Annotated in this window: 16 protein-coding genes and 1 tRNA gene; 9 read left to right on the top strand and 8 right to left on the bottom strand. The window is 64.4% G+C overall.

What is annotated here, in order from left to right; all coding sequences use genetic code 11:
- Position 1: 1 nt before the first annotated feature.
- Positions 2 to 553, bottom strand: coding sequence for a MaoC family dehydratase (locus tag AC0L2L_RS02325; RefSeq protein WP_473575902.1), 552 nt, complete (start codon positions 551 to 553; stop codon positions 2 to 4).
- A gap of 304 nt (positions 554 to 857) precedes the next feature.
- On the opposite strand from AC0L2L_RS02325, the gene AC0L2L_RS02320 reads away from it, so the two are divergent.
- A complete protein-coding gene (locus tag AC0L2L_RS02320) occupies positions 858 to 1,964 on the top strand; it encodes a lactonase family protein (RefSeq protein WP_473575901.1) in 1,107 nt (368 codons plus the stop codon).
- 19 nt (positions 1,965 to 1,983) lie between these two features.
- Here the strand turns inward: AC0L2L_RS02320 and AC0L2L_RS02315 are convergent, their stop codons facing one another.
- From AC0L2L_RS02315 to AC0L2L_RS02305, 3 genes are all read right to left on the bottom strand, one after another.
- Entirely contained in the window at positions 1,984 to 2,340 is a 357-nt protein-coding gene (locus tag AC0L2L_RS02315) for a hypothetical protein (RefSeq protein WP_473575900.1), read from the bottom strand.
- Between the two features lie 150 nt (positions 2,341 to 2,490).
- A tRNA-Ala gene (locus AC0L2L_RS02310) sits at positions 2,491 to 2,566 on the bottom strand.
- A 164-nt stretch (positions 2,567 to 2,730) separates the two neighbouring features.
- Positions 2,731 to 3,126, bottom strand: coding sequence for a TIGR02300 family protein (locus AC0L2L_RS02305; RefSeq protein ID WP_473575899.1), 396 nt, complete (start codon positions 3,124 to 3,126; stop codon positions 2,731 to 2,733).
- A 195-nt stretch (positions 3,127 to 3,321) separates the two neighbouring features.
- Here AC0L2L_RS02305 and aroA point away from each other — a divergent pair, with 195 nt between their 5' ends.
- The 3 genes from aroA (at position 3,322) to rpsA (ending at position 7,482) form a co-directional block, all read left to right on the top strand.
- Positions 3,322 to 4,680: a 3-phosphoshikimate 1-carboxyvinyltransferase gene (gene aroA, locus AC0L2L_RS02300; RefSeq protein WP_473575898.1), complete on the top strand. Its 1,359-nt coding sequence runs from the start codon at positions 3,322 to 3,324 to the stop codon at positions 4,678 to 4,680.
- Positions 4,681 to 4,937: 257 nt separating this feature from the next.
- Positions 4,938 to 5,588, top strand: a complete 651-nt coding sequence (gene cmk, locus AC0L2L_RS02295) for a (d)CMP kinase (protein WP_473575897.1) — start codon at positions 4,938 to 4,940, stop codon at positions 5,586 to 5,588.
- A gap of 196 nt (positions 5,589 to 5,784) precedes the next feature.
- Positions 5,785 to 7,482, top strand: a complete 1,698-nt coding sequence (gene rpsA, locus AC0L2L_RS02290) for a 30S ribosomal protein S1 (RefSeq protein WP_473575896.1) — start codon at positions 5,785 to 5,787, stop codon at positions 7,480 to 7,482.
- A gap of 181 nt (positions 7,483 to 7,663) precedes the next feature.
- Here rpsA and AC0L2L_RS02285 read toward each other — a convergent pair whose 3' ends face one another.
- The 4 genes from AC0L2L_RS02285 to AC0L2L_RS02270 form a co-directional block, all read right to left on the bottom strand.
- Positions 7,664 to 8,371 (bottom strand): SDR family NAD(P)-dependent oxidoreductase, encoded by a 708-nt coding sequence (locus tag AC0L2L_RS02285; protein ID WP_473575895.1) that lies wholly within the window; start codon positions 8,369 to 8,371, stop codon positions 7,664 to 7,666.
- Between the two features lie 243 nt (positions 8,372 to 8,614).
- Positions 8,615 to 10,195, bottom strand: a complete 1,581-nt coding sequence (locus AC0L2L_RS02280; RefSeq protein WP_473575894.1) for a 5-guanidino-2-oxopentanoate decarboxylase — start codon at positions 10,193 to 10,195, stop codon at positions 8,615 to 8,617.
- Between the two features lie 10 nt (positions 10,196 to 10,205).
- Positions 10,206 to 10,877: a TetR family transcriptional regulator C-terminal domain-containing protein gene (locus AC0L2L_RS02275; protein WP_473575892.1), complete on the bottom strand. Its 672-nt coding sequence runs from the start codon at positions 10,875 to 10,877 to the stop codon at positions 10,206 to 10,208.
- Complete coding sequence (locus AC0L2L_RS02270; protein WP_473575891.1) at positions 10,847 to 11,719, bottom strand: dimethylarginine dimethylaminohydrolase family protein; 873 nt, start codon at positions 11,717 to 11,719, stop codon at positions 10,847 to 10,849. The genes AC0L2L_RS02275 and AC0L2L_RS02270 overlap by 31 nt, the downstream gene beginning before the upstream one ends.
- Positions 11,720 to 11,930: 211 nt before the next feature.
- Here AC0L2L_RS02270 and AC0L2L_RS02265 point away from each other — a divergent pair, with 211 nt between their 5' ends.
- The 5 genes from AC0L2L_RS02265 to AC0L2L_RS02245 all read left to right on the top strand — a co-directional run bounded on the left by AC0L2L_RS02265 (position 11,931) and on the right by AC0L2L_RS02245 (position 16,366).
- On the top strand, positions 11,931 to 12,746 hold the full coding sequence (locus AC0L2L_RS02265) for an ABC transporter ATP-binding protein (protein WP_473575890.1): 816 nt from the start codon (positions 11,931 to 11,933) through the stop codon (positions 12,744 to 12,746).
- Between the two features lie 57 nt (positions 12,747 to 12,803).
- Complete coding sequence (locus AC0L2L_RS02260) at positions 12,804 to 13,601, top strand: transporter substrate-binding domain-containing protein (protein WP_473575889.1); 798 nt, start codon at positions 12,804 to 12,806, stop codon at positions 13,599 to 13,601.
- A 148-nt stretch (positions 13,602 to 13,749) separates the two neighbouring features.
- Positions 13,750 to 14,460 (top strand): ABC transporter permease, encoded by a 711-nt coding sequence (locus tag AC0L2L_RS02255; protein ID WP_156913441.1) that lies wholly within the window; start codon positions 13,750 to 13,752, stop codon positions 14,458 to 14,460.
- Positions 14,460 to 15,269 (top strand): ABC transporter permease, encoded by an 810-nt coding sequence (locus AC0L2L_RS02250; protein WP_027166177.1) that lies wholly within the window; start codon positions 14,460 to 14,462, stop codon positions 15,267 to 15,269. The genes AC0L2L_RS02255 and AC0L2L_RS02250 overlap by 1 nt, the downstream gene beginning before the upstream one ends.
- 95 nt (positions 15,270 to 15,364) lie before the next feature.
- On the top strand, positions 15,365 to 16,366 hold the full coding sequence (locus tag AC0L2L_RS02245) for an Ldh family oxidoreductase (RefSeq protein WP_473575888.1): 1,002 nt from the start codon (positions 15,365 to 15,367) through the stop codon (positions 16,364 to 16,366).
- Positions 16,367 to 16,403 lie beyond the last annotated feature (37 nt).

Raw genomic sequence — 16,403 nt, 5'->3', positions numbered from 1 at the left:
TTCACTTCTCTGTCTTGCCGACAAAGTCGGCCGGGTTCTTGTACTTCACCGTCTGCAGATGCTCGCAGTAGAGAACCAGCTCGCCTTCACCCTTGAAGACTTCATAGCTGGCGCGGATCAGGCCCATGTCCTGGTAGCGCGGCTTTTTGTCGAGGTTGGTGCGGATCGAATAGATGGTCTCGCCGATGAAGACCGGCTTGATGAATCTGAGCTTGTCGTAGCCATACGAAAAGGCGTTGACGCAGTTGGTGGCGACCAGGCCGAGACCGGCCGAAAAGACGAAGGCGCCTGCCACCAGCCGCCGGCCGAAGATACCTTCCCTCTCGGCGAACATCTGGTCCTGCACGTAAGGGTGGATATCCAGCACCAGCGCATTGAACATATGGCTTTCGCCCTCGGCGATGGTGCGGCGGAGCGAACGGATTTTGTGGCCGACCTGCCAGTCCTCGTAGAACCAGTTTTCCGAATTCCAGACCGGTATTTCGGCATGCGCCTCAGGCATGTCGGCCGGATGCGTCGAGGCGACGCCGACGGTCGGCGAGAAGGTGCTCATGCCTCGCTCCGGAAGGTTCCGGCGCGGCCTGCAAGGCTGTTCCGGGCACGATGCCGGATGGCGAGATGCATAATCGCTTTCCTCCCCTCAATTTTCTTTTGTGAATAATATTTTCACATATGGGATTGCCTTGCAAGCGATGATCGGCGAAATTTTTGACAGCCGGCACAGGCGGAGGAGCCGCCGGGCCTATGAGGCATTCGCGGGCAAGCCCATGAATGCCTTCATAGGGATTGTTGTTTTCGCAGGTTCTCTTCGCAAAACCGTGGGACACTTTTGCGGAACCTGCTTAGGAGGAAGATCGATGCAAAGCGCCTGTCTTGTCTTTGTCGGCAGCCTCAACCGCGAGGCGCCCTATTTCCAGGGTGCCCGCGGCGTCGGCCTCAGCGTCTACGCTTTCGACGAGGCGACGCTTGCCGTGCAAAAGCTCGCCGAGACCAACGAGGTCGACAACCCGACTTTCCTGTCGGTGACGCCGGACGGCTCGCGCATCTATGCCAATTCCGAAGTGTTCGCCTGGCGCGAGGGAACGGTCACGGCCTATGGCTTCGAGCGCGCCACCAATTCGCTCGCCTATATCAACAAGCAGCCCTCGCTCGGCAGCATCACGGCGCACAACACGATCACCCGTGACGGCTCCAAGCTGCTGGTCGCGAATTACGGCATGGGAAGCGGCGGCCCCGATAAAGCCGTCTCGGTCTTCGGCTTCGACGAAGACGGCGGCCTGACCGCGCCGCTGGCGAGCGTCACGCATTCCGGCACCGGCCCCAACGCCGATCGGCAGGAGCGGTCGCATGCCCACAGCGTCACCGAGACCATCCAGGGCGGCGTCGCCGTCGTCGCCGATCTCGGCATCGACCAGTTAGTCTCCTACCGCATCGAGCCGGACGGCACGCTGGCGAAGCTCGCCTCCTCGGCGCTCACGCCTGGCGCCGGACCGCGCCACGTCGCGCTGCATCCGAACGGAAGATTCGTCTTCGTCATGAATGAGTTGGACTCTACGGTTGTCTCACTGGCGCTCGACCAGGCCTCGAGCCGGCTCGAGCCGATCGACACCAAGCCGGCGGTGCCCGAGGCGGCGCGAGCGCATAATCACTGCGCCGACATCCAGATCTCGCCCGACGGCCGCTTCATCTACGGCTCCAATCGCGGCCATGACAGCGTCGTCATCTTCGGCGTCGATCAGCAATCGGGAAAGCTGGATCTGGTCGATTTCACACCCTGCGGCGGCGCGACGCCGCGCAACCTGGCGCTGACGCCATCGGGCAGGCATCTGTTTTCGGCCAACCAGAATGCCGACCGTATCTCCATCTTCGCCAGGGACGAGACGAGCGGTCGGCTGACCGATACCGGCCATGCCATCGAAATCGGAACGCCGATGTGCGTGCGGATCACACGGGATCCGCTTTAATCTTAGCGGCTGACCTTGTTCACTGGCTGACCCGGGCGAACAAGCCGGTATAGGTCTGGTCGCCAAGCGTGTAGGCAACGTCGAGCGTTCCCTCAGACGGCATCGTGGCGGTAATGTCCGCGCCGTTCGGCAGGCGCCCGAGCTTCAATGTGTTTCCGACAATCCGGCCGGAGCCGTCGGCGACGCCCGGCTTGTTGTCGGCCAGATCGCCCCATGCATAGCTGACCGTCACCTGGCCGCCGGGGGACACCGTCAGCACAGCCAGCCTGCCGTCATACATGCCATTGAGCTGCCCCGCCCATATGCCGGAGAATGCAGCGTATCTGGCCGGAACGCCCTTGCCGGGGGGAACGACCGCAACCGCCTGATCCAGCACCGCCGAATTCGGCGAAGCCGGTGCGGGAGCTGCGGCGGCCGGAGCGGGTTGCGGGTCAGCAACAGGTTGCGAATTAGCAACAGGCTGTGTGTCTGGGGCAGATTGGCAGGCAACGAGCGCAAATGCCGCTAAGCCAAGCAAGAGACTGTTTGGTGGAGCCAATCGGGATCGAACCGACGACCTCTTGAATGCCATTCAAGCGCTCTCCCAACTGAGCTATGGCCCCACTCCCGGCAGTCAGCCGGCGCCGTTTCCGGCGAAGAGATCCGGCGCGGTTGGAAACCGCACCGTTGTTTAGTGCTGGCGGCTTCTAGCGCCGCCTTCGGTCAAGATCAAGCCTTCGAAGGCCGCTTTTTCGTCACAGGCCAAAATGGCCGGCAAACGATCGAATCAGACCTCGTCCTCATCGTCGCCGACGCCGATCATGTCGGCGACATCGTCGTCCTCTTCCTCTTCGTCGGCAAGGAAGGTGTCGTCGTCATCGTCGCCGAGATCAACGTCATCCTCGTCATCGCCGAGATCGGGAAGATCGTCGGCGCCGCCCTTGGCTTCGTCATCGGCCTCTTCGAGCGAGACGACTTCGGCGCCTTCTTCTTCCTCGGTGTCGATTTCCTTCTCGGCGACCTCCTCCTCCTCTTCGACGGCGGTAATCTTGCCTTCGTCGAAGTAGGAACGCGGATAGCTCTTGCCGGTATAGGGCGAGACGATCGGGTCCTTGTTCAGGTCATAGAATTTCCGACCCGTTTCGGGGTCGATGCGTTTGGTGCCAAGTTCAGCTTTTGCCACAGCAAGCCTCGTCAATAAAAGAACGGTCCCCTTAGCCGCAGTTTGCGGCGCTGTCAAAGCCTAAAGCCGGCGCCGCAAAAGCCCGCATTCGAAGGCCTCGCGCAAGGGGATGACCATTGCGGCGCGCCGTGATACGAGACCGCCGCAGCATGACGAACTGAGCCGGCCAGCCGGCATTTCATTTGGAAGACAAGGATGTCTCACTCCGCCGCCGCCAAGCCAGCCACGGCCCGCAAATCCCCTGCCCTTTCCGGCACCGCGCGGGTGCCGGGCGACAAATCGATCTCGCACCGCTCCTTCATGTTCGGCGGCCTGGCCTCCGGCGAAACCCGCATCACCGGCCTGCTCGAAGGCGAAGACGTGATGCGTACCGGTGCCGCCATGCAGGCGATGGGCGCGCATATTGAAAAGAAAGGCGCCGAATGGGTGATCCGCGGCACCGGCAACGGCGCGTTGCTGCAGCCCGAAGGCCCGCTCGACTTCGGCAATGCCGGCACCGGCTCGCGACTGACCATGGGACTTGTCGGCCCCTATGACATGGAGACGACCTTCATCGGCGATGCCTCGCTTTCCGGCCGGCCGATGGGCCGCGTGCTCGACCCGCTGCGCCAGATGGGCGTGCAGGTGCTGAAGGCAGCGCCGGGAGACCGCATGCCGATCACGCTGCGCGGCCCAAAGCATGCCGCGCCCATTACCTATCGCGTGCCGATGGCGTCCGCTCAGGTGAAGTCGGCGGTGCTGCTCGCGGGCCTCAACACGCCGGGCATCACCACGGTGGTCGAACCGGTGATGACGCGCGACCATACCGAGAAGATGCTGAGGGGTTTTGGCGCAAACCTGACCGTGGAGACCGACGAGCGCGGTGTGCGTCACATCTTCATCGAAGGCCAGGGCAAGCTGACCGGACAGACAATCGCCGTGCCCGGCGACCCCTCCTCCGCAGGCTTCCCACTGGTGGCGGCGCTTATCGTGCCGGGCTCGGATATCCTGATCGAGAACGTGCTGATGAATCCGACCCGTACGGGGCTGCTTTTGACATTGCAGGAAATGGGTGGCCGCATCGACGTCCTCAATCCGCGCAATGCCGGCGGCGAGGACGTGGCGGACCTGCGGGTGCGCTTCTCCGACCTCAAGGGCGTCACCGTGCCGCCGGAGCGGGCGCCGTCGATGATCGACGAGTATCCGGTCCTGGCGGTCGCCGCGAGCTTCGCCGAAGGCGAGACGCTGATGCAGGGACTGGAGGAATTGCGCGTCAAGGAATCCGACCGGCTGGCCGCGGTCGCCACCGGGCTGAAGCTCAACGGCGTCGACTGCAGCGAGGGCGAGGCTTCGCTCGCCGTTCGCGGCGAGCCGGGCGGCAAGGGACTGGGCGGGCATCCGAATGGCCAGGATACGACGGTGCAAACCCATCTCGATCATCGCATCGCCATGAGCTTCCTGGTGATGGGGCTGGCGACGGAGAAGCCGGTGACGATCGACGATGCCAACATGATCGCAACGAGCTTTCCGGAGTTCATGGGGCTGATGACGGGACTGGGCGCGGAGATCGAGTGACGGGCGATGAGCATGAGCCGACCTGAGACGTTGGCGGGACAGCGCCCCCCTCTGTCCTGCCGGACATCTCCCCCTCGAGGGGGGAGATCAGCTGTCATCACCGCTTTCGCCAATCTCCAGCGTCGCAGGAGAAGCGCCGGCGCCCAAACTGCCGATCTCCCCCCTAGAGGGGGAGATGTCCGGCAGGACAGAGGGGGGCGCGAAGGATCGCGGCGTTTGTCTTATTCATCTCGCCCCTCCATCGCAGCAGCCCGCCAATGACCCAAACCTTCACCATCGCCATCGACGGACCCGCCGGCGCCGGCAAAGGTACCCTGGCCCGCCGACTGGCCGACCACTACCGGCTGAACCTGCTCGACACCGGTCTCACCTATCGCGCGGTGGCCCACAAGCTGCTCGAACTCGGCCTGCCGCTCGACAATGTCTCGGCGGCCGAAACCGCGGCTCGGCAGGTCAACCTGTCGAACCTCGACCGCACCGTGCTTTCGGCGCATGCGGTGGGCGAGGCCGCCTCGAAGGTCGCGGTCATCCCAACTGTCCGGCGCATCCTGGTCGAAAAGCAGCGCGCCTTCGCCAAGGCGCCGCCGGGCGCGGTGCTCGACGGCCGCGACATCGGCACCGTCGTGTGCCCGGACGCCGACATCAAGCTCTATGTCACGGCAAGTGCCGAGGTGCGGGCGCAGCGCCGGCTGGCCGAGATCGAGAGCATGGGCGGCAGCGCCGATTTCGCCACCATCCTTGCCGATATCGAGCGCCGCGACGAGCGAGACATGGGCCGAACGGACTCGCCGCTGAAGCCGGCGGCAGACGCGCACTTGCTTGATACCAGCGAAATGGCTATAGAAGCCGCGTTTCTGGCGGCGATGGCGATCGTTGACGAGGTCCTTGCCAAGAGAAACAAGGCCTGATCCGGGTTTTTCGATTGCCGTTGGCGGCGAAAATACCCATATCGGGCACGAACCAGCCTGCCAGCATTCTTTATGCGCCGGACTTGCCGCTCAAATAGCGGCCAAGGGCTCTTGAGCCCGGAACGCCGGCAGGCTTACGCAACGCTAACCCACGGCGCCCGCCCCGCGACAGACGCGGGGTATTCCAGGAGAAACAATGTCAGTAGCTAATCCGTCTCGCGACGATTTCGCGAGCATGCTCGAAGAATCATTCGGCGCCGGCCATTCCGGCGAGGGCCAGGTTGTCCGGGGCACGATCACCGCGATCGAAAAGGACATGGCCATCATCGATGTCGGCCTCAAGGTCGAAGGCCGCGTGCCGCTGAAGGAATTCGGCGCCAAGGGCAAGGAATCCTCCCTCAAGGTCGGCGATACCGTCGAGGTCTATGTCGAGCGCATCGAGAACGCGCTTGGCGAGGCCATGCTGTCGCGCGAGAAGGCCCGCCGCGAAGAGAGCTGGGTGCGTCTCGAAGAGAAGTTCACCAAGGGTGAGCGCGTCGAAGGCGTCATCTTCAACCAGGTCAAGGGCGGCTTCACCGTCGACCTCGACGGCGCCGTGGCGTTCCTGCCGCGCAGCCAGGTCGATATCCGCCCGATCCGCGACGTCACCCCGCTGATGCACAACCCGCAGCCCTTCGAGATCCTCAAGATGGATCGCCGCCGCGGCAACATCGTGGTGTCGCGCCGTACCGTGCTCGAGGAAAGCCGCGCCGAACAGCGTTCGGAAATCGTGCAGAACCTCGAGGAAGGCCAGGTTGTCGAAGGCGTGGTCAAGAACATCACCGATTACGGTGCGTTCGTCGACCTCGGCGGCATCGACGGCCTGCTGCATGTCACCGACATGGCATGGCGCCGCGTCAACCATCCGACCGAGATCCTCAACATCGGCCAGACGGTCAAGGTGCAGATCATCCGCATCAACCAGGAAACCCACCGTATCTCGCTCGGCATGAAGCAGCTCGAGAGCGATCCGTGGTCTGATATCGGCACCAAGTTCCCGATCGGCAAGAAGATCAAGGGCACCGTCACCAACATCACCGACTACGGCGCGTTCGTCGAGCTGGAGCCGGGCATCGAGGGCCTCATCCACGTTTCTGAAATGTCGTGGACGAAGAAGAACGTGCACCCCGGCAAGATCCTGTCGACGACGCAGGAAGTCGACGTGGTGGTGCTCGAGGTCGATCCGGCCAAGCGCCGCATCTCGCTCGGCCTCAAGCAGACGCTGGAGAATCCGTGGCAGGCTTTCGCCTCGAGCCATCCGGTCGGCAGCCAGGTCGAGGGCGAGGTCAAGAACAAGACCGAGTTCGGCCTGTTCATCGGCCTCGAAGGCGACGTGGACGGCATGGTGCACCTGTCCGACCTCGACTGGACCCGTCCGGGCGAGCAGGTCATCGAAGAGTACAATCGCGGCGACATGGTCAAGGCGCAGGTGCTCGACGTCGACATCGAGAAGGAGCGCATCTCGCTCGGCATCAAGCAGCTGGCCCGTGACACGGTCGGCGAAGCGGCGACCTCTGGCGAACTGCGCAAGAACGCCGTCGTCACCTGCGAGGTCACCGGCGTGAAGGATGGCGGTCTGGACGTGCGGCTGGTCGACAGCGGCATCGAGACCTTCATCAAGCGTTCCGACCTTTCGCGCGACCGCGACGAGCAGCGCCCCGAGCGCTTCACCGTCGGCCAGAAGGTCGATGCCCGCATCATCGCCTTCGACAAGAAGACCCGCAAGCTGCAGGTCTCGATCAAGGCGCTGGAAATCGCCGAGGAAAAGGAAGCGGTCGCCCAGTACGGCTCGACCGACTCCGGCGCCTCGCTGGGCGACATCCTGGGTGCCGCGCTGAAGAAGCAGGGCAGCTAAGCTTCTTCGCCTGGCGAACAACAAAAACCCCGCCGGAGCGATCCGGCGGGGTTTCTTTTGTCTAAAGCGCGTCGGGCTGAAACGAATTCAGGCGACGCGCTTTAAGTCTTTGTTTTGATGCATGTCGTTGTCCCAGAACCGCTGCACACTTCTGGGCGACATGCATTAGATATCCGTGAGGTCAGGCGCGGCCGTAGAGCGGCACCAGCGTGCCGCTCATCACCTGGTTGGTGGGCGAGGCGAGATAGGCGATCGCTTCCGCCGCAGCCTCGAGGCTGACCCATTTGCCGAAATCGGCGTCGGGCATGTCGGCGCGGTTCGCCGGCGTGTCTAGCGTCGAGGGCGCCACGGCGTTGACCAGAATGCCCTTGTGCTTCAATTCCTCGGCCATCGCCACGGTCATCGCCGCCACCGCCGCCTTGCTGGCGGCGTAGGCGACTTTGCCGGCTCCGCGCCTTGGGTCGACCCCGGCGCGCGCCGTGACATTGACGATCCGGCCCGCGGTACCAGACGCCAGCATCGAGCGGATAGCAGCGCGGCAGCACAGGAAGGCGGTGCGGGCATTGGTGTCCATCATCTCGGCAAAGGATGCCGGTTCGATCTTTTCGACAGCCGCCTCGGTGAAACCGCCGGCAAGGTGGATCGAGGCCCAGAGCTCGGGCACCTGGTGGTAGAAGGCATCGACCTTGGCCGAATCCGACAGGTCGACATTATGCGCCAGATGCACGCTGGCGTGGGCTGCGTAAGGAAAATGCGGCGGGGCCGCCGCGTGGGCATTGGGCACGTGGCAGATCGCGCCTTGTTCAAGCAACCTGCCGACAACCGCGCCGCCGAGGGCCCCAGTGCCGCCCGTCACCACGACATGCCTGCCGTTCAGCGTTTCCGTCATACTTCGACTGCTCCTGTCACTTTTTATGATTATTCTTTTGGTTATACCGCCCCAGACTGGAACGTCGCGCCTTTCGCGTTGTCACTCAATTGAAATATCGACATGGCAGGCGCAGCGTCTTTGCATGCGTCTGGCCCGTTGCGGGCCACATCAAACGCCCGCCGCCTGGAATGGATCGGATCGTGAGATCGCTGGTGCGCCAGCCTGGGATCAAGGCGGCAGCCGCTCCGGTCGCCACGTCCTTCAGTCGACGGTAATTTCGATGACGCGCGGCTTGCCGGACGCCCGCGCGCGCTTCAGCGCCTCGGCAAGGCCGCCGACCCCGGCCAGCCGCTCAGCCTCGATGCCATAGGCCTCGGCGAGCTTGCAGAAATCCGGCGGCGCCGGCGACACGCCGACCGGTTCGACGCCGACATCGAGCATCGACGTCTCGATCTCGCGATAGCCGCGATTGTTCCAGACGACGAAGATCACCGGCGCTTCGGCGTCGAGCGCGGCGCCGATTTCCGGCAAGGTGAACTGGAAGCCGCCGTCGCCGGTGAGGCACACCACCGGCGCCTCCGGCACGGCAAGTGCCGCGCCGATCGCGGCCGGCGGACCGTAGCCCAGTGCGCCGAAGCCGGTCGCGGCGTTGAACCAGCCGCCGGGACGGTCGTGGTCGTAATAGAGGTTAGCGGCGTAGATCGGCTGGGTCGAATCGCCGACGATGATGGCGCCCGGCAGCGCGTCGCGGATTATCTCCACAGCGCGCACCTGCGACAGATAGTCGGGCTTGAGTTCAGCCCGTGCCGCCACGCGCGCCGCGGCTGCGCGAGCCTCGCCATCCCTTGCCGCAACATGGCCAGGCCCGATCGCGGCAAGCAAAGCCTCGATCCCTTCGGCGCAATCCGCCTGGATGCCGACCGTCACCGGCCGGCGCGCGATCTGGTCGGCGCCGATATCGATGCGGATCAGGTTCTTCGGCAGCACGAAGCCGCCGTCGCCATAGCCGTCATAATCGGTCGGGCCGAATTCGGTGCCGGCGGCAATCACCAGATCGGCGTCGGCCATCAGCGCGCGCACTGCCTTCAGGCTGGGGCTCGCCGGCACGCAGAGCGCATGGCCGTGCATCAGGCCGCGCGCATTTGTGGTCTCCACCACGGGCGCGCCGAGTGTCTCGGCAAGGCGCCGCAACGCCGCGTCGGCCTTCTTGGCGCCACCGCCTGAAAGGATGAGCGGGCGACGGGCGGCCTTGACCAACTTCGCCGCTTCGGCAATCGCGGCCTCGTCCGGCGCTGGCGGCGCGGCATTGGTCAGCGTTGCCGCGATGCCATCGGCAGGCTTGACCATGACATCGGTGGGGATCTCGATATGAACCGGCCCCGGCCGCGCCGACGAAAACAGCGCGAAGGCGCGGGCGAGCGCGCCGGGCAGCTGCCCGGCCTCGGTGACGCGCTCGGAGAACAGCGCCACCTTTTCCATCATTCCGCGCTGGTCGGGCAGTTCATGCAGGAAGCCCAAACCCTTGCCCAGCGTATCTGTGGCGTTGACGCCAGAAATGACCAGCATCGGCACCGAATCGGCGCGCGCCTGGCCCATGGCGGTGACGGTGTTGGTGAGGCCCGGCCCGGTGATGACGAAGGCGACGCCTGGCCGGCCGCCGGCCCGCGCATAACCGTCGGCCATGAAGCCGGCGCCCTGCTCGTGGCGCGGCGTGACATGACGGATCTTCGAGCGCGCCAGGCCGCGATAGAGTTCCACCGTATGCACGCCCGGAATGCCGAAGACGGTATCGACGCCATGCGCTTCGAGCAGGGTGATCAGCGCTTCGCCGATGGTGGTCATTGGTTTCTTCTCACTTTTCCTGGGATTGCTTCAGCGGCGCGAGGCCGAGTTCGGCCTCGACAGCCTTGATGCCGATCGCCGCCAATTCGCCGGGCGAGAACATCTCGCCGGCCAGGCAGCCTTCGATCCAGAGCCCGTCGATGATCGCATTGATGGCGATGGCATGGTGACGCAGCTCGCCCGCGTCCGTCTTGCGTCGTTCGGCGGCGAGCACTTCGGCCACGACCGCTTCCACCTCGTTGCGAAAGCCAAGGTAGCCTTCGCGGTGGGCACGGGCGAGCGTCGGATCCGCACCGGCGCGGCCGATGAAGGTTGCCCAGAGCGAAAACACCCGCGTGTCGATGATCGGCGCGTTGAGGTTGGCGGTAACGAAAGCCGCAAGGCGTTGGCGCGGCGAGGCATTTTCCATGGCCAATGCGGCTTTCGCCTGCTCGGTCATGCGGCCGACCAGTGCAGTATAAGCTTCCTGCAGCAATTCTTCCTTGCCGGGGAAATAGTGCCGGATCAGCCCGGCGGTGACGCCGGCGCGCAATGCGATGGTGCGCAAGGTGGCGCCCTGCAGGCCATGCTCCGCCACGCTGTCCAAGGTCGCTTCGATCAGATCCTGCCGCCGCCGCTCCTCGCCCTCGCGACGGAACTTACGGCGCGCATTCATTGGCGCAGGATCGGCCGCGTCAGGCATGTCGGGCCGCCTTCGCAGGCGATGCAGAGCGCATCCGCCTCGAAGATCTCAACTGTGCAGCCGGCGGCTTCCATCGCGGCTTTGGTCCTGGGAAAGCCTGCGACGGCAATGACCTTGAGCGGGCTGGTCGGCAGCACGTTCAGGCTGAGGCCATTGGAAGCGGCGAACTCTTCGGCGTCGCCTTCGACCAGCCTGATGCCGCGCGCCTTCAGCATCTGATAGAACGGGGCCGGCAAAAGCGGTGAATAGACCAGCGCCAGGTCGTCGGCCAGCGGGCTGATCACCGACATCAGATGCAGGCACGCCTCTTCGCCCTGCCACAGCGGCAGATCGAAGCCGTAGACGGAAACGCCCAGCGGCGTCAACAGGTTGGCAACCTGCTGGATGCCTTCCTGGTTGGAGCGGACACCGCGCCCGATCGCCAGCGTGCGGGCATCCACCCACACGCAATCGCCGCCTTCGACCTGGCCGGGGGCCTCGACGCGGCCGAGGATCGGAATGCCCAGCCTTGTGTAGGTTTCCTCATGCAGCGAGGGCTCCCTGGCGCGCAATGGCTTGCCCATGGACAGGATCAGCGCGCCGCGGTCGGTCATCAGCGACGGGTCGTGCGTGAACACCGAATCCGAAAGTGCGTCGGCTTTGTCCTCGATCCATTCGATCTCGGCACCGGAAGCCGCTATCAGCTCGGCAAGGACCGCATGCTGCGTGGCTGCTTTCGCCGGGTTGAACCCGGGGCCATAATGCCAGGCAGCCCTGTCGGCGTCGCGCATGGCATTGGCGGCCGAGCGCATCAGCACGCGCCGCAGCGGCGCCGCCATGGACTGTGATCCGAAAGCGCTCATCGATGCCCTTTTATGCTGAAAAAAACCGAAAAAATTTCATGGAGAGCTATTTATACACTTGCACAACAAGGCCGCAAGTGCCGTAATGGGCGGGATTGACGGGCTCGCGCTGTCGGGTCCATGCTGAAGGCAGGAGCGGAACAGTATAGCGTATGTTGATTAGCCGGATGGACGTTCGACGACCTGACGTCGGCCATATGGAGGTCACCCGGTGAGCGCGGTGGACGCTGCCGAATTCCGATCCGGCGAGGCGCAGAACGGCGCCGCAGAAGCGATCCACGTCGAAAACCTGCACAAGAAATTCGGCCAGCTGCATGTGCTGAAAGGCGTTTCGCTATCGGCGCGCGACGGCGAGGTGATCGCCATCATCGGCGGCTCCGGCTCGGGCAAATCGACGCTGCTGCGCTGCATCAACTGCCTGGAGAACCCGACCAGCGGCATCATCCGGGTCAATGGCGAGGAGATCAAGCTCAAGGCCGACAGCCATGGCCACACCGTTCCGGCCGACCGCAGGCAGATCGAGCGCATCCGCTCCAAGCTCGGCATGGTGTTCCAGAATTTCAACCTGTGGAGCCACATGACGCTGATCGAGAACGTCATCGAGGTTCCGGTGCATGTGCTCGGCGTCAAGCGCGACGAGGCGATCGTCCAGGCCGAGAAGCTGCTTGCCCGCGTCGGGCTGGCGGAGAAGCGCGACGTCTATCCGGCCTTCCTGTCCGGCGGCCAGCAGCAGCGCGCCGCGATCGCCCGCGCGCTGGCGATCAATCCGCGCGTCATGCTGTTCGACGAGCCGACCTCCGCGCTCGATCCCGAGCTGGTCGGCGAGGTGCTTAAGGTGATCGGCGACCTGGCGCGCGAGGGGCGCACCATGGTGCTGGTGACGCATGAAATGAAGTTCGCCCGCGAGGTCGCGACACATGTCGTCTACCTCTACAACGGGCTGGTCGAGGAGGAAGGTCCGCCGGAACAGCTATTCGGCGCACCCAAGTCCGAAAGGCTCAAACAATTCCTCCGCAATGTCGGCTAGCAGCCGGCATCAAGCGGGGCGAAAAACCGGGAACAACAACAAACTGGGAGTCCTGACATGAAGACTGTTCTCAAGACGTTCGCTGCCGCGCTGCTTCTCGGCGTCGCGGCGATGGGTGGCGTGGCCAAGGCCGAGCAGGTCAAGATCGGCGTCGCCGCCGAGCCCTATCCGCCTTTCACCTCGCCCGACGCCAGCGGCAAATGGGTGGGCTGGGAAATCGATTTCGTCGACGCCGTCTGCGCCGAAGAGAAGCTCGACTGCGTGATAACGCCGGTCGCATGGGATGGCATCATCCCGGCGCTGACCACCAAGAAGATCGACGCCATCGTCTCTTCCATGTCGATCACCGCCGAACGCGAGAAGACGATCGACTTCTCGGACAAGTACTACAACACCCCGACCGCGATAATCGGTCCGAAGGACCAGAAATTCGGCTCCACCCCGGACGACCTCAAGGGCAAGGTGATCGGCGTCCAGGTCTCGACCGTGCATGCCGTGTACGCCAAGAAGCACTTCACCGGCGCGCAGGAGATCAAGGAATACCAGACCCAGGATGAGGCCAACCAGGATCTGGCCGCCGGCCGCATCGACGCGGTGCAGGCCGACTCGATCGCGCTCGGCGAATTCCTGAAGTCGGACCAGGGCAAGGCCTGCTGCGACCTCAAGGGCATGGTGGCTCCGGACGACGAAGTGCTTGGACCGGGCGTCGGCGCCGGCATCCGCAAGGAAGACACCGCGCTCAAGGAAAAGTTCAACGCCGGCATCAAGGTGATCCGCGCCAATGGCAAGTATGACGAGATCTCGAAGAAGTACTTCGACTTCGACATCTATGGCGGCGCCACCCAGTCGAACTGAGCCCTCTCGCAAATGAGCGAGGGCATGGCGTTCGCGCCATGCCCTCACTTGCCACGCATGCCCGTCGCTGACATGGCCGTCAGCGGCTTGCCAGCAATCGGGGGCGAAGCTGATCGACGCCTTTCTTCCGGCCTCCGCGGCCGGCATCATGGAACTCCTGTCACCCGTGGCGCCCGGCTGGGGCGGCACGCTGCTGGTCGGCCTGCTGCATTCGGTCGAGATCGCCATAGGCGCCACCTGTCTTGGCCTGATGATCGGCACCGCCGGCGCCTTCGGCAAGCTCTATGGCGGCCCTGTGACCCGAGACCTGCTCGCGGTCTACACGACCGTCGTGCGCGCCGTGCCGGAACTGGTGCTGATCCTGCTGCTCTATTACGCCGGCACCGACCTCATCAACCAGGTGCTGACGGCGATCGGCTATCAGCGTATCGACATCAGCGGCTTGGCGGCCGGCATTTTCGTGCTGGGTTTCGTCCAGGGCGCCTATTCGACCGAGGTCATCCGCGGCGCCATCCTCGCCATCCCGCAAGGCCAGATCGAGGCCGCCCGCGCCTATGGCATGTCGCCGGGCCTGATGCTGCGACGCATCACGCTGCCGGCGATGCTGCCCTTCGCCATTCCAGGCCTGGCCAACCTGTGGCTGATCGCCACCAAGGACACAGCGCTGCTTGCCGTCGTCGGCTTCTTCGAACTGACCCTCGCAACGCGCCAGGCGGCTGGCGTGACCAAGGCCTACCTTCTTTTCTATCTCGCGGCCGGCGCGCTTTATCTTGCCCTGTCGCTGTTTTCCAACCTGATCATCGGCCGTGTCGAAGCCTGGTCGCGACGCGGCATGCCCTCCGTCAAGGAGGCGCGCTGATGTCAGCCGAAGCCACCGCGATCAACATGGCGGCGCGCGCCTCGATCTGGCTCAAGCCGCACCGCATCGTGCTGATGCTGATAGCCCTGGCGCTGGTTCTCTGCGCCGCCTTCTTCATGCGCTGGGACTGGCTGCCGCAATATTGGGAAATGGGCCTGATGGGCCTCTGGCGGTCGCTCTGGATCCTCGCCGTCACCTGTGCGCTGGGCTTTGCGCTTGCCGTGCCGCTCGGGCTCGCCCAGGCAGGCGGACCGATCTGGTTCTCGGCACCGGCCAAGGTCTTCTGCACCATCATCCGCGGAACGCCGCTGCTGTTGCAGCTCTGGCTGCTGTATTACGGCCTCGGCTCGATCTTCCCGCAATATCCGTGGATCCGCGAGTCCTGGATGTGGCCTTATCTGAGACAGGCATGGCCTTACGGTGTGCTGGCGCTGACCTTGTCCTTTGCCGGCTATGAGGGCGAGGTGATGCGCGGCGCCTTCGCCGGCGTGCCAAGGGGCCAGCTCGAGGCCGCCCGGGCCTTCGGCATGAGCCGCTGGAAGATCTTCCGCCGCATCTGGCTGCCGCAAGCCTTCTACCGGGCGCTGCCGACACTGACCGGCGAAACGGTGCTGCAGCTGAAATCGACGCCGCTGGTGGCGACGATCAGCGTCATCGATATCTTCGCCGTCTCCTCCAAGGTGCGGCAGGACACATACCTGACCTACGAGCCTTTGCTGCTGCTGGCGCTGATCTATATGACGATCACGGGTATTCTCGTCTTTGCCTTCAGCCGGATAGAGGCTCGGATTCCCGTCAAGATCGGGTAGAAGCGAGTAGCGAATAGGGAGTAGCGAATAGCGGGCGGTTCGCTGGCTCCCCTACTCGCTATTCCCTATTCGCTATTCGCTTAGAGGCAATCACGATGCAACTCACTCTCGACCAGGCAACAGGCCTATGCCGGATGGCGGCGCTCGGCGCCGGCGCCAATGAGGAGGCGGCGCGGTCGCTCGCAGCCTCGATCATCGCGGCGGAGGCGGAGGGCCTGGCGACGGTCGGGCTGTCGCATTTCATCGATTATCTCGAAGCGCTCGAAGCGGGCCGCATCGACGGCAACGCCGATCCCGTGATCACGAGGCCGGCGCTCGCCGTCTATCTCTCCGACGCGCGCGGCGGGCTTGCCCATACCGGCTTCGACCGCACGATCGACGACCTGGTCAAGGCGGCGAAGCTGTTCGGTGTGTCGATCTTCTCGCAAAAGAACGCCTATACATGCGGCGCGCTCGGCTATTTCACCGGGCGGCTGGCCGAACAGGGGCTGGTCTCCTTCGCTGCCACCAACGGGCCGGCGGTGCTGGCCGGCTCCGGCTCCATCAAGCCCGTCTATTGCACCAATCCGATGTCGTTCGCATCGCCCGCCGCCGACGGTCCGCCGCTGGTCATCGACCAGTCGTCGAGCGCCACGGCCTTCGTCAACATCCGCAAGGCGGCCGAGGAGGGCAAGAAAATCCCGGAGGGCTGGGCGCTGGATGCCAGCGGCAATCCGACCACCGATCCGGCGGCGGCGATGAAGGGCGCGATGCTCGCCTTTGGCGGCCAGCGCGGCGCCAACATCGCGTTGATGGTCGAGGTGCTGGCGGCAGGCATTTCCGGCGCTAACTGGTCGCTCGACGCGCCATGGTTCTCGGGCGGACCGGACAGCCCCGCCACCGGCCTCTTCGTTCTCGCCATCGAACCCAAGCTGCTCGATCCGGAATTCGAGCAGCGCATGAAGGACCAGCTCGACCGGCTGCGGCGGCGCTATGGCGTGCATGTTCCCGGCCGCTCCCGCGCCGAGGCCGCCGAGAAGGCAAAGGCACGCGGCATCACCACGTCCAAGGCGGTGGTGCAGCGCATTTCGGAATTCGCCGAGCGTTATTCGGCCTGATTTGCCGCGCTGTTGAACCTTTTCCCGACCTGACACG

It is taken from the genome of Mesorhizobium sp. WSM4832, from assembly GCF_055811115.1.
The sequence above is the reverse complement of the archived record's forward strand: the minus strand, read 5'-3'. Positions and strand labels throughout refer to the sequence as shown.